Raw genomic sequence first — 13,438 nt, 5'->3', positions numbered from 1 at the left:
TTATTTATAAAGAACGATTATATAGTCATGCTAGCCCTATGACTAGTTTTGTTTTATTTTTTTTATAAGCGCAATCCGGTCTTCAGCAATTTGCATAGCAGCCTGATGCGTTGGAATTTTTTCTTTCAACGATTTTTGAATCACCGAGCGCGTTGCTTCATAGATATTTTCGGTTAATGCGGCACTTCTTAAGACATTATATCCAGCAATTTCAGCATAGCAGCTCAAAAGGCCTCCAGCATTTATTAAAAAATCAGGCGCGTAAATAATGCCTTTTTCCAGAAGCTTAGCGCCATGTTCACGATCGTTGGCCAACTGATTGTTAGCAGAACCCGCAATAATTTTGCATTTCATACGCTCAATCGTGTAATTATTAACTGTCCCTCCTAATGCACAAGGCGCATAAACATCCAAATCCATATCGAAGAGGTTATTATGCGCGATGGCTTCTGCACCGTATTTGTTAGAAACCTGAATCATTCGATCTTCAACAATATCACTTACATATACCTTCGCATTCTCTTCCCGAAGTAATGAAACAAGATGTTCCCCCACTTTTCCCGTTCCCTGCACGGCCACCGTCCGCCCAGCCATACTATCTGTACCATAAAGTTCTTTGACGGCTGCCTTTATACCATAAAACACGCCTTTCGCGGTGAAGGGAGCCGTATCGCCGCTTCCACCCAAAGATTTCGGCAAGCCAACCACATGGTTGGTTTCCATGTGGATAAATTCCATATCCTTGGAAGTAGTTCCCATATCCAATGAAGCGATAAATGAACCATTCATCTCTTCTACAAACTGCCCGAGCCTCCTTAAGATAACTTCCGATTTCTGGGTACGGTGATCGCCAATAATTACCGCAGTTCCACCCCCTAAATTGACACCACTTATTGCCGATTTATATGTCATCGCCCGAGACAATCTTAAGACGTCGTCTATCGCTTCCAATTCGGTTTTATATGGCAACATACGTACTCCACCGATAGCGGGACCAAGTGTAGTGTCATGAATAGCGATGATAGCCTTTAATCCTATTGTATGATCTTGGCAAAATACAATCTTTTGATGTTCAAATTGTCGTAACAAATCAAACATTTGGGGGTATGGCGTTTCGGAAGACATATTTTACTATTATTTTAGTATCGGCAATTCTGCGCAAAAGTACTAATTTTATCGGTATCTTTTTACGAATTTAAAATCATTTCATTCAGTAAATAATTGTTTGCATTGCCATTTAATTTTAATATTAGTTAAATGCACTCAGTATAGCAATAGTTTTATCAGGATACGTACTTTTGTACGATAGGTTTAATTTTAGTCTTCATGAAGCACTTAGCTTATCTTAATAAATTTTTCTATAAATATCGTTGGCGAATGATTCCCGGTTTTATATTCGTGGTAGTATCAAACTACTTCGGCATTATACCGGCTCAAGTAATTCGTATTGCCTTTGATCTGGTTAAAGATAATATAGCTCTTTTTCAGCTATTCGATGGCTTTGAACGTCAGTCGTTGATTTATGAGATATTTGGACATAGTCTTCTTTTATTTGGTACGCTTGTTTTGGTCTTAGCACTGATAAGGGGACTGTTCCTCTTTCTTATGAGACAAACAATCATCCTGACTTCACGTCATATCGAATATGATCTAAAGAATGAAATTTATGATCACTACCAACAATTGGATATGGCTTTCTTTAAACGAAACAACACGGGAGATTTAATGAATCGTGTAACCGAAGATGTAAGTCGTGTCCGAGCTTACTTGGGTCCGGCCATTATGTACTCTATTAACACGGTTGTGCTGTCAATAATGGTCATTAGTTCTATGTTTACCGTGAACGCCAAGCTAGCTATTTACGCATTAGCTCCTATACCCGTTCTATCAGCGGTCATACTTTTTATTAATAAGCTCATCAATAAAAGAAGTGAAAAAATACAGGAGCAGCTATCCGCGTTGAGCTCTTTTGTACAAGAGACTTTCTCAGGGATCCGTGTTATTAAAACATACAGTCGTGAGCAGGATAAGAAAAACAGCTTTGCAAAAGAAAGCAACGATTACAAAACTGTCTCCTTATCATTAGTGAAAGTTCAGGCTGTATTTTTTCCGCTTATCTTACTTCTCATTGGTTTAAGTACGATTATAACTATTTATATTGGAGGTATCGAGGTCATGCGTGGTAGCATATCATCCGGAAACATTGCAGAATTTATTGTTTATGTTAATCAATTAACATTTCCTGCAATGTCACTTGCCTGGGTGACTTCATTGGTGCAGCGAGCGGCAGCTTCGCAAAAACGGATCAATGAATTTTTAGATACTTCTCCTCGTATAAAATCGCAAACCGGCGGGAAAGAGGAGTTTAGAGGAGATATTGAATTTAGAAACGTATCTTTCACCTATCCGGATACAGGAATTACTGCACTAAAAGAAGTATCTTTTAAGGTTAATCCAGGAAAAATTTTAGCGATCATTGGCAAAACAGGATCGGGAAAATCCACCATTGCACGACTTTTAATGCGTATGTATGATACTTCTTCCGGTACTATTCTTGTCGATGGGATACCCATACAGGACTTAAACCTAAACAGCTATCGGAGCACAATAGGTTTTGTTCCGCAAGACGTTTTCCTTTTTTCAGATACGATAGCAAAGAACGTCGCTTTTGGGCTGGATCAACTGGATATGGCGAAGGTAGAGGAGGCAACAAAAAAAGCAGCCGTGTATGACAATATCATGGAGTTCGAAAAAGGTTTTGAGACAGCTATCGGAGAAAGAGGAATCACCCTTTCGGGAGGACAGAAACAGCGTGTTTCGATAGCAAGAGCAATTACAATAAACCCTAAAATACTAATTTTTGATGACTGCCTATCAGCGGTAGACACCAAAACAGAGGAAAAAATTCTTCAGAATTTAGGTACGGTTATGCGTGACAGAAGCGCCATATTTATTGCGCATCGTGTTTCTACCATCAAGAACGCAGATCATATCTTGGTAATGGAAAACGGTCAGATAATAGAAGAAGGTAAACACACAGAACTTCTGGCTGCTAAAGGCAGTTACTTTGAGCTATACGAAAAACAGCTACTGGAGGAAGAAGTTTAACCAACAGTAGCTGCTCTTAATTCGCTTGGGTATCTGGCGTCTTGTTTACTAACGGAATCGCATCTGCTGCTTGTCAAGCATACCCATTTGATCTTTCATCATTTTAATCTGATCGGCTAGCAATTTATTTTTATCAGCTTTTTTAGCCTCTTGAAGTAATTGTGTAGCTTCCCGCTTATTTCGCTTGGCCATGGCGATGCCCGCCAGGCTTAATTTAGCCAATGCTACGTTATGATCCATCTGCATGCCTAAGCTAAGTGCCTTCTTGAAATATTTTTCTGACTGTAATGGAGCGGATCGCGACTCAATTAGTCCAATGAGTAAATGATAATACCCATGCTGAGCACGAATCAACTGTTTCTCATAATTAGTGATTTTATTTAGCCAAGTTTTTGCTTTGTCCATATTTTCCTTTCGTAAGTAAAATTGCGCAATCAGCATATTTTCGTTAAAAAAGAAAGTGACAAAAACAACTATAGCCAAAAGAAGTGCTAATACTCCCCACGGCCAGTGGCCAAATACAAATAGACTGACAGCTGCTCCCAACAAAAGGAAAGCTATAATAATACGAATGAAATTTGGCATATCTTTACTTTATGAATGTATTCATTATAATGCTGCAAATATCCGTTAATTTATGGGTTTTAACAAAAAATTATCCGTTAAAATCTGTTGTTAAATCCGGTCTATAGGACGTGCAAACGACTATTGTATTGTATATAATGTCAATTTTAGCTAAGTTTGAGCATGAGTATAGCCCTTGAAAAAAGCTGGAAAGAAATTTTAGAACCGGAATTTTCCAAAACCTATATGAGCGAGTTACGAAATTTTTTGAGGACAGAGCAAGCACAATATCAGGTATTTCCGCCCAATAAACTTATATTCAATGCCTTTGAACACACACCCTTTTATGAAGTGAAAGCCGTTATCTTGGGGCAAGATCCTTATCATAATATCGGACAAGCACATGGATTGTCTTTTTCGGTTCAACCAGGCATTGCAATCCCTCCATCGCTACGGAATATGTATATCGAATTAAGTAATGATATTCCAGGTTTTAAGATTCCCAATCACGGTACACTGACCAAATGGGCTGATCAGGGTGTACTGCTCCTTAATGCGGTAATGACGGTGCGAGCACACATGGCAGCATCTCATCAAAAAAAAGGATGGGAAGTTTTTACGGATACCGTAATTAAGGAACTCGCACAACGAAGAGAAGGAATTGTTTTTATATTATGGGGAAATTACGCTAAACAGAAAGTGAAACTGATCGATTCCTCCAAACATTTGATTATAACATCAGCCCACCCTTCGCCGCTATCTGCACACAATGGATTTTTTGGCAGTAAACCCTTCTCAAAAACCAATGACTATTTAGAAAAACACGGAAAAACGCCAATTGACTGGCAGGTGTAGACCTAGTAGATTGTTATGCAAAAAATCGATCTTAGTATTCCATTGGTACGATCGGTTCTTTTTTAGACGTTGACATAATCATCATCGTTTGAAAGGTTTTCACACATGGTATCCGACTAATCTTTTCCATAATCAACCGCTCGTAAGATTTAATGTCCTTGACATAAACCTTTAAAATAAAATCACATTGCCCGGTGACGTGATGGCATTCGGTCACTTCAGGTATACTTTTGATCGCTTCAACAAATTCAGGGATTGAATTGTGTGTATGAAAATCCAATTGTATTTGTATAAAGGATTTAATGCCCAAGCCTAGAAGCTCTTCATCCACCAAGGCATGGTAGCTTTTGATATAGCCCGCATTTTCAAGTTTTCGAACCCTTTCCAGTGTTGGTGCCGGTGACAAACCGATATTGGAAGAAAGTTGTAAGTTGGTTATTCTACCGTTTTCTTGGAGTAATTTAATAATCTTTAAATCAATTCTATCTGGTTCAAAAGCCATGGCTAACAGTTTTAGCGTAAAGTTAACAAATAACCAAATAAAATTTTACAATATTGATTTTTTAATTTCAAAGATTAGGTATTCAATAGTACATTTAATACGATGGAAAATGAGTGCCAATTAACGTTTAGCATTTAGGGCAAGCGCGTACAATTTCATTTGCTTTACCATCGCCACCAACCCGTTAGCACGAGTAGGTGACAAATGTTCTTTTAATCCGATTTCATCTATAAAATAAAGATCGGCACTCACAATATCTTCTGCACGCTGTCCGGATAAAACTTTGATCATTAAGCTAACAAGTCCCTTAGTAATGATTGCATCACTATCGGCCGTAAAAAAGACTTTGTCGTCTACATACTGTGCATGCAACCAAACGCGAGACTGGCATCCTTTAATCAATAAATCGTCAACTTTATGGGACTCGTCGATTAAAGGCAGCTCCTTCCCCAATTGAATAATATATTCATATTTAGCCATCCAATCCTCGAAAAAAGAGAAATCTTCTATCAATTCGTCCTGTATTTCCTTAATTGTCATATCAACCATCGTTATAGCAACATAGAAGCGGCTCTTTTTACAGCGCTTACCAACAGATCTATTTCTTCCTTTGTATTGTACATTGCAATGGAGGCACGCACCGTGCCAGGAATCCCAAACCGCTCCATTAAAGGTTGTGTGCAATGATGACCAGTACGAACAGCAATGCCCAACTTGTCTAAGATAACGCCCACATCGTACGGATGCGCACCATTCACCAGAAAAGATATCACGCTGGATTTCTCTTTCGCCGTACCTATAAACCGGATTTGATCAATTTCCGACAAAGCTTTAGTCGCATATTTAAGCAGTTCCGTTTCATAAAGCGCAATCTGACTCAAGCCAATCGTCTTTATATAATCTACGGCTGCCCCCAAACATATTCCCGCTTCGATATTGGGTGTACCCGCCTCAAATTTAAATGGTAGTTCGTTATAAATCGTCTTTTCAAACCTAACCTCTTTAATCATATCACCCCCTCCTTGATAAGGCGGCATCTGATCCAACCATTTTTCCTTTCCGTACAAGACCCCCACGCCGGTTGGACCGTACATCTTGTGTCCTGAAAAAGCGAAAAAATCAACATCTAAAGCTTGTACATCCACATGTAAATGTTGTATGGCCTGCGCACCATCAACCAGCACGGGAATGCCATGATCATGCGCCAGCTTTGTAATCTCTTTTATTGGGTTTAAAGTTCCGAGCGTATTTGATACGTAGGTTATGGAAACAAGCTTTACTCTTTCGTTGAGCATAGCCTGATAAGCGCCCATATCCAATTCTCCTTCATCATTTATGGGAACTACACGTAGCTTCGCGCCCTGCTCTTCGCATAACATTTGCCAAGGCACAATATTGCTATGGTGTTCCATGGCCGAAATAATAATCTCGTCCCCTTCTTTTACAAATTGCTTTCCATAACAATGCGCAACCAAGTTGATGCTGTGCGTAGTCCCATTGGTTAAAATAACCTCATAATCTTGCGCTGCATTTATAAATTCAGAAAGCTTTCTCCGTGTGACCTCATAAGCATCTGTTGCCAGCTGACTTAAGTGATGAACACCCCGGTGCACATTACTATTGATTTGTGTATAATAATCAGTAATAGCATTAATTACCGATTGTGGCTTCTGCGTAGTCGCTCCGTTATCCAGATAAACCAAGGGGTACCCATTTACCTTCGTTTTTAATATAGGAAAATCAGCTCTTATACTATGAATATCGTAATGTGTCAAAATCAGAAATTTAAAGTAAGACCGAAAACTTATTACTCAATAATTAGGCCCTGTTCGATTAGATGATCAACGTAAGCTCTTACATTATCATTGCTGAACTTTTCCGTTACATCAAAGGCAAAAGCATGAACCAAGAGCACTCTTGCACTCGCTTCGCCAATACCTCTTGCTTTAAGGTAAAATAAAGCTTCATCATCGAATTGTCCCATGGTACAACCGTGACTACATTTTACATCATCTGCAAATATTTCTAATTGCGGTTTGGTCAGAATACTTGCTTTATCACCAATTAACATGTTGTTATTCTGTTGAAAAGCATTGGTTTTCTGAGCGTCGGGTTGTACAAAAATCTTGCCATTGAATACTGCCGTTGAGGTATCTTGTGCAATATTCTTGTACCATTCATAGCTTTCACAATGAGGCATTCGATGGTCAACAATAGTATGATTATCCACCAGTTGATCTTTAGCGGTAAGCGTTACCCCGTATAAATGACTTTCTACCGATGTATCGTCTAAACGGACATTAATATTGTTTCGAACGAATGAAGATCCAGGAAATGAACAATTATAGTTGTTGTACAAGCTATGCTTAGCTTGTTTAACCTCTGTATGGTTAAGGTATCGAGACTTTTCGCCGGAAGTCTGTAAATAATAATGTTGGAGATGAGCATTCTCGTTCAAAACAAGTTCGGATACTGTATTGTTCAGACTTATCGTGCTACCATTTGCAATAAAGGATTCGATAATCTCTGCTTCAGCGTTTGGGTCTAAAACAAATAAATTCCTTGTTTGGTTAAAAATAGCTTCACTTGAAGATGCAACATGAATAATTTGAATGCTCTTTTTTAAAGCAATATTTTGACCTATGTGGATATAGAGTCCCCCCTCATGAAGAGCTGTATTGAGCGCAACTAGTGGATTATCTGTTTTATCTGCGTATTTTGCAAAATGCGCAGCGAATAATTCATTATTCGCTACATCTTCAATAGCACTCACAAATATGCCTGGTTCTGTAATAACATCAGAAAGGTCTTTGCGATAGCGCCCATTCACTAATATGAGTCGATAAGCGTCCAAACCTTTTATAATCGCTTGACTCGTATCTACATTTTTTCCCGGAATGGCGTCATTTAATAGATAATGCTGATTGATTAAAGGTTGCAGATTCGTGTACTTCCAATCTTCCGCCTTCAGCGTAGGAAAGCCCCAATCCTTAAAACGGGCAAAAGCCTCCTTACGTAGAGAGACTTGCGGCTCCTGGTATCCCTTTAAGGTTAGCCTCTCTTCAAAAAAAGTAACTAATTGATGATATAATGAACTTGAAACTTGTGTAATCATTTGTTAATTATCATAAAAGGATGAGAAAATAATCGCTATAACCTAAATGGCAGCATTCTCTTCTGCATCCACACTTTCTTTTAACCAGTCGTAACCCTTCTCCTCCAGCTCGAGTGCTAGTTCTTTCGTTCCGGATTTTACGATTTTTCCTTTATATAGTACATGTACAAAATCAGGCACTATATAGTCCAAAAGGCGTTGATAGTGCGTAATAACAATAAAAGCATTATTCTCTGAACGCAAATGATTAACACCGTTCGCCACAATGCGAAGCGCGTCGATGTCTAAGCCTGAATCTGTTTCGTCCAAAATAGCCAGCTTTGGTTCCAGCATGGCAAGTTGAAAAATTTCGTTACGCTTTTTCTCTCCACCTGAAAATCCTTCATTTAACGACCGGTTAGCCAATTTAGCATCAAATTCAACAAGCTTTTGCTTTTCTTTAACCAACTTTAAAAATTCTTTCGCTTCCATTGGGGCTAGTCCCTTATAGGCCCTGATTTCGTTAACGGCCGTTTTTAAAAAGTTGATATTAGAGACACCTGGAATCTCAACCGGATACTGAAAAGCCAGAAAAAGCCCTTCCCGTGCTCGATCCTCGGGAGATAGCTCCAGTAAATCCTTGTTATCTAACCTAACTTCCCCGCCGGTTACCTCATAAGCTTCCTTACCGGCTAAAACCGAAGCCAACGTGCTTTTACCCGAGCCATTCGGCCCCATAATAGCATGCACTTCACCCGCTTTAACTTCTAAATTTAATCCTTTTAAAATCTCTTTATCATCTACAGATGCCTGTAGGTTCTTTATACTTAACATATCTTCATCAATTCAAATCTCGCGATTTGCTATTTGTTTTTTATATTAACAATATTTACAATACTCTTTATCCAACACTACCCTCCAGTGAAATTGCCAGCAGCTTTTGCGCCTCCACGGCAAATTCCATTGGTAATTGGTTAAGAACCTCCTTAGCATAACCATTAACAATCAGTCCAACGGCTTTTTCCGGATCAATACCTCGTTGTGTAAGATAGAATATCTGATCTTCCCCAATTTTTGAGGTAGTAGCCTCGTGTTCCAATTTCGCTGTTTTATTCTTTGCTTCAATGTAAGGAAACGTATGAGCTCCACATTTATCGCCAATTAATAAAGAATCACACTGCGTAAAGTTTCGAGCTTTTTCGGCACCTTTACCTATTTGAACCAGGCCTCGGTAACTATTTTGACTAACACCGGCGGAAATGCCTTTAGAAACAATTTTACTGCGTGTGTTTTTACCGATATGATACATTTTACTTCCGGTATCTGCTATCTGATGGTTTCTTGTCAAAGCAACGGAATAAAATTCTCCTACAGAATTATCGCCCTTCAAAATTACACTTGGATATTTCCATGTAATCGATGAACCAGTCTCAACCTGTGTCCAAGAGATCTTGCTATTATCACCTTTACAAATTCCTCTCTTGGTTACAAAGTTGTAGATACCTCCCCGGCCTTCTTTATCTCCGGGATACCAGTTTTGTACAGTGCTATATTTTATCTCTGCGTTTTCAAGTGCAATTAATTCTACAACGGCAGCGTGCAACTGGTTTTCATCCCGCATTGGGGCGGTACATCCTTCCAGGTAACTCACATAACTTCCTTCATCGGCAATTATTAGCGTACGTTCAAATTGCCCTGTGTTCTGCGCATTAATCCTAAAGTAGGTGGAAAGCTCCATTGGACAATTTACGCCCTTTGGTATATAGACAAAAGATCCGTCGGAAAATACAGCGGCGTTTAAAGCCGCATAAATATTATCGGTTTGTGGCACTACTGTTCCCAGGTACTGCTTTACCAAATCGGGATGTTCTTTTACCGCCTCTCCAAAAGAACAGAATATGACGCCATATTCTTTCAATTTTTCCCTAAAGGTTGTCTTTACTGATACACTATCAAAAACAGCATCTACAGCAACGACACCTGCCAACACCTTCTGTTCATCTAGGGGAATTCCCAATTTTGCGAAAGTATCCAACAATTCGGGGTCAACCTCATCCATGCTGTTTACCTTCGGTTTTTCCTTTGGCGCAGCATAGTAAGATATATCCTGAAAATCAACTTTGGGATGCTCAAAGTTTTGCCACTTAGGCATTGTCATTTTTTCAAAATGCCTTAAGGCCTTTAACCTCCAGTCAAGAAGCCAAGCAGGCTCACCTTTTTTTGCAGAAATGAAGCGTACTGTTTCTTCGGATAGACCCTTTTTAGCGATATCCATCTCGATATTGGTAGTAAAACCATATTTGTACTCCTCTACCGCGAGTTCTTGCAATATATTATCGTCTTTCGTACTCATTTCATTATCGATTTCGCTTCGTACTTCTCTTCTCCTTTAGAAGCGATTGCCATTAATTAATTTGCAAAGTTACAATTTGAAGAGCAATTATTCGAGCATTTACCGGCTCTTTTACGGCAAATAAATAATCTCAATGTAAATTAATGACGGTCGTCATTTTCCCTTCGCAGCTTTTTACTTTCTTTAAATTAGTATACCGATTTTTTGTAATTCCTGTTCCATTTCAATTTGCAATTTTTGGGCCTCCTCTCTTGCCCTTTCAGCGAAATCACTACCATTGCTCGCGTAAATAATTGATCTGGTAGCATTTACCAACAAACCACATTCCTTATTCATTCCAAACGCACACACTTCTTGCAAACTGCCACCTTGAGCACCGATCCCCGGCACTAGCAGAAAATGATCGGGTGCTATCCGTCGTATATCCTTAAAATATTCCCCTCTGGTGGCTCCTACGACATACATTACCTGTTCACTGCTTCCCAGAGCATTAACCTTTTCAATAACATGTTCAAACAACCTTTTACCACTTAAATCAGCCAAAAACTGGAAGTCCAAGCTTCCTTTATTTGATGTTAAGGCCAGCACGACCGACCATTTACCCGGATACTCCAAAAAAGGGCTAATCGAATCTTCTCCCATATAAGGTGCAACAGTTACCGCATCGAATTCCAGACCGGACACCTCCTTTGAAAAGAACGTCTTAGCATACATATCTGCTGTGTTTCCTATATCGCCACGTTTGGCATCTGCAATATTTAAGCAACTTTTCGGAATGATCTCACACGTACGCTGTAGGCTCCGCCAACCCTGAGCGCCCCTGCTCTCATAAAAAGCAATATTGGGTTTATAAGCGACACATAGATCAGCAGTTGCCTCAATAATACGCTTATTAAATTCAAAAATGGGATCTTCCAAGTCCAATAGGCAACTTGGTATTTTCTCGATATCCGTATCTAAGCCAACACACAAAAAAGAGCGTTTCAGTTTAATCTGCTCTATTAATTGCTTACGAGTCATATAAGGGGAAAAATTATTAGGAACATGTAAAAAAACACGACAAATTTAGCTATATTTGTCGGCATATACAAAAGACTTTGCAATTGAGACCTTATCACTTTTTTAATGGTGTTCAATATAAAAGGGCACTAAATTGAACAATTTTAACAAGACATATTGATCTCTATTTTTATTTTTTTTCGTTTTTTTTTTGAATTTTCAATTCTTATGCATACAATTGCAGCGGAATCTCAAAATTTACCTATCCGTTAAAGGAGAATCATTAGTCCTTCAGCGAAAAATTTAAACTTATCAATCGAGTTTTTATATGGGTAAATTTCTGTTAAACACAAGCATAAAAATCCTTATTACACATAACGACATTTGATGAATATTAATGAATTGAACGCTAAGCTCGTGTCTGAGCTACGTGAAATTGCAAAATTAATCGGTATTGCAGATGCTGAAAAGTTGAGAAAACAAGAGTTGATCAACAAAATTATTGCTACAGACAATGAAAAGCCTGCAGAAGAAGAAGCGATGGCGGACATTCTTGAAAAAGAGGAAGAATCCGGTGAAACGAAACATCGTAAACGGGTCAGGACCTCTGTAAAACAGGCCGAGCCTATAGAGATAAGAAAAAAAGTAGAGAAAGAGCCTGTCTTGGCTACGGCTATAAAAGATGAACCTAGCAAAGAAAAACTTGCTTCATCTGAAAACCGTCCACAGCGCACTGATCGCAGAGCGAGCAGCTCAACTCCCTCCTCTACAACCCCACCTCAAACAAAAACGGAAACTGCTCCGGCATCGACACCCGCTTCTAATCTTGATTTTGACAATGTGATCGTCAACGAAGGCGTATTAGAAATCATGCCTGATGGCTATGGCTTTTTACGCTCGTCTGACTATAACTACCTGACATCACCCGACGACATTTATGTCTCACAATCACAGATAAAGCTTTTCGGGCTTAAAACAGGCGATACTGTCAGAGGAAGTATTCGCCCTCCGAAGGAAGGCGAAAAATATTTTCCTTTGGTGCGTGTAGAAGCCATTAATGGCCAAATTCCCGCAGAGGTAAGGGATCGGGTTCCGTTTGATTATTTGACACCGCTATTCCCTACTGAGCGTTTGAAGCTCTATACCGATGCAGGAAACAATTCGACCCGCATCATGGATTTGTTTACGCCTATTGGAAAAGGGCAACGCGGCTTAATTGTAGCGCAACCAAAAACCGGTAAGACAGTTTTATTGAAAGAGGTGGCAAATGCCATAGCAAAAAATCACCCAGAGGTTTATTTGATCATTTTATTAATCGACGAACGTCCGGAAGAGGTGACTGACATGGCTAGAAGTGTTCGGGCAGAGGTGGTGTCTTCTACTTTTGACGAACCGGCTGAACGACATGTTAAAATCGCCAATATCGTGCTCGAAAAAGCAAAGCGTATGGTCGAATGCGGTCATGATGTTGTCATTCTGTTAGATTCGATTACCAGGCTGGCTCGCGCTTATAACACAGTTGCTCCTGCTTCCGGAAAAATTTTATCGGGAGGTGTGGACGCTAATGCCTTGCATAAACCGAAAAGGTTCTTTGGAGCAGCTCGTAATATTGAGCATGGCGGCTCGCTTACTATCTTAGCTACTGCCTTGACCGATACCGGCTCCAAAATGGACGAAGTGATTTTTGAAGAGTTCAAGGGTACAGGTAACATGGAATTACAACTCGATCGGAAGTTGGCTAATAAGCGTATATTCCCGGCTATTGATATTACTGCATCGAGTACACGTAGAGACGATTTGTTAAACGACAAGGAAACACTTCAACGTATATGGGTGCTTAGAAATCACTTAGCGGATATGAACTCCACAGAAGCTATGGAATTCTTGCTAGCTCAAATGCGTGGAACAAGATCAAATGAAGAGTTTCTTATCAGCATGAACGGCTAGAAACGGATAATCGTAC

At 39.5% G+C, this 13,438-nt stretch carries 12 protein-coding genes; 3 read left to right on the top strand and 9 right to left on the bottom strand.

The features are described from left to right. Positions 1-42: 42 nt before the first annotated feature. Positions 43-1,125: a Glu/Leu/Phe/Val family dehydrogenase gene (locus E0E36_RS09570; RefSeq protein WP_013667258.1), complete on the bottom strand. Its 1,083-nt coding sequence runs from the start codon at positions 1,123-1,125 to the stop codon at positions 43-45. A 201-nt stretch (positions 1,126-1,326) separates the two neighbouring features. On the opposite strand from E0E36_RS09570, the gene E0E36_RS09565 reads away from it, so the two are divergent. Continuing rightward, positions 1,327-3,108, top strand: coding sequence for an ABC transporter ATP-binding protein (locus E0E36_RS09565; protein WP_013667259.1), 1,782 nt, complete (start codon positions 1,327-1,329; stop codon positions 3,106-3,108). Between the two features lie 48 nt (positions 3,109-3,156). Here the strand turns inward: E0E36_RS09565 and E0E36_RS09560 are convergent, their stop codons facing one another. After that, the gene (locus E0E36_RS09560) at positions 3,157-3,693 is read right to left on the bottom strand and encodes a tetratricopeptide repeat protein (protein ID WP_013667260.1); all 537 of its coding nucleotides are present in this window, start codon (positions 3,691-3,693) and stop codon (positions 3,157-3,159) included. Positions 3,694-3,855: 162 nt separating this feature from the next. On the opposite strand from E0E36_RS09560, the gene ung reads away from it, so the two are divergent. Beyond that, positions 3,856-4,527, top strand: coding sequence for a uracil-DNA glycosylase (gene ung / locus E0E36_RS09555; protein ID WP_130855763.1), 672 nt, complete (start codon positions 3,856-3,858; stop codon positions 4,525-4,527). A gap of 31 nt (positions 4,528-4,558) precedes the next feature. Here the strand turns inward: ung and E0E36_RS09550 are convergent, their stop codons facing one another. The 7 genes from E0E36_RS09550 to pyrF form a co-directional block, all read right to left on the bottom strand. Further along, the gene (locus E0E36_RS09550; protein ID WP_013667262.1) at positions 4,559-5,029 is read right to left on the bottom strand and encodes an Lrp/AsnC family transcriptional regulator; all 471 of its coding nucleotides are present in this window, start codon (positions 5,027-5,029) and stop codon (positions 4,559-4,561) included. Between the two features lie 120 nt (positions 5,030-5,149). Then, the gene (locus tag E0E36_RS09545; RefSeq protein WP_013667263.1) at positions 5,150-5,569 is read right to left on the bottom strand and encodes a SufE family protein; all 420 of its coding nucleotides are present in this window, start codon (positions 5,567-5,569) and stop codon (positions 5,150-5,152) included. A gap of 11 nt (positions 5,570-5,580) precedes the next feature. Next, positions 5,581-6,804 carry an aminotransferase class V-fold PLP-dependent enzyme gene (locus tag E0E36_RS09540; RefSeq protein WP_013667264.1) on the bottom strand — a complete coding sequence of 408 codons (1,224 nt, stop codon included), beginning with the start codon at positions 6,802-6,804 and terminating at the stop codon, positions 5,581-5,583. Positions 6,805-6,836: 32 nt separating this feature from the next. After that, positions 6,837-8,144, bottom strand: a complete 1,308-nt coding sequence (gene sufD / locus E0E36_RS09535) for a Fe-S cluster assembly protein SufD (protein ID WP_013667265.1) — start codon at positions 8,142-8,144, stop codon at positions 6,837-6,839. Positions 8,145-8,186: 42 nt separating this feature from the next. Next, positions 8,187-8,957, bottom strand: coding sequence for a Fe-S cluster assembly ATPase SufC (sufC, locus tag E0E36_RS09530; RefSeq protein WP_130855762.1), 771 nt, complete (start codon positions 8,955-8,957; stop codon positions 8,187-8,189). A 67-nt stretch (positions 8,958-9,024) separates the two neighbouring features. Continuing rightward, entirely contained in the window at positions 9,025-10,476 is a 1,452-nt protein-coding gene (gene sufB, locus E0E36_RS09525) for a Fe-S cluster assembly protein SufB (RefSeq protein ID WP_013667267.1), read from the bottom strand. Between the two features lie 183 nt (positions 10,477-10,659). Then, complete coding sequence (gene pyrF, locus E0E36_RS09520) at positions 10,660-11,496, bottom strand: orotidine-5'-phosphate decarboxylase (protein ID WP_130855761.1); 837 nt, start codon at positions 11,494-11,496, stop codon at positions 10,660-10,662. Positions 11,497-11,862: 366 nt separating this feature from the next. Here pyrF and rho point away from each other — a divergent pair, with 366 nt between their 5' ends. Next, positions 11,863-13,422 carry a transcription termination factor Rho gene (gene rho, locus E0E36_RS09515; RefSeq protein ID WP_130855760.1) on the top strand — a complete coding sequence of 520 codons (1,560 nt, stop codon included), beginning with the start codon at positions 11,863-11,865 and terminating at the stop codon, positions 13,420-13,422. Positions 13,423-13,438 lie beyond the last annotated feature (16 nt).

This window comes from Olivibacter jilunii, from assembly GCF_900607235.1.
GTDB classification, from domain to species: Bacteria; Bacteroidota; Bacteroidia; order Sphingobacteriales; family Sphingobacteriaceae; genus Olivibacter; species Olivibacter oleidegradans.
Note: the sequence above shows the minus strand (reverse complement) of the source record. Positions and strands in the feature narration are given on the sequence as shown.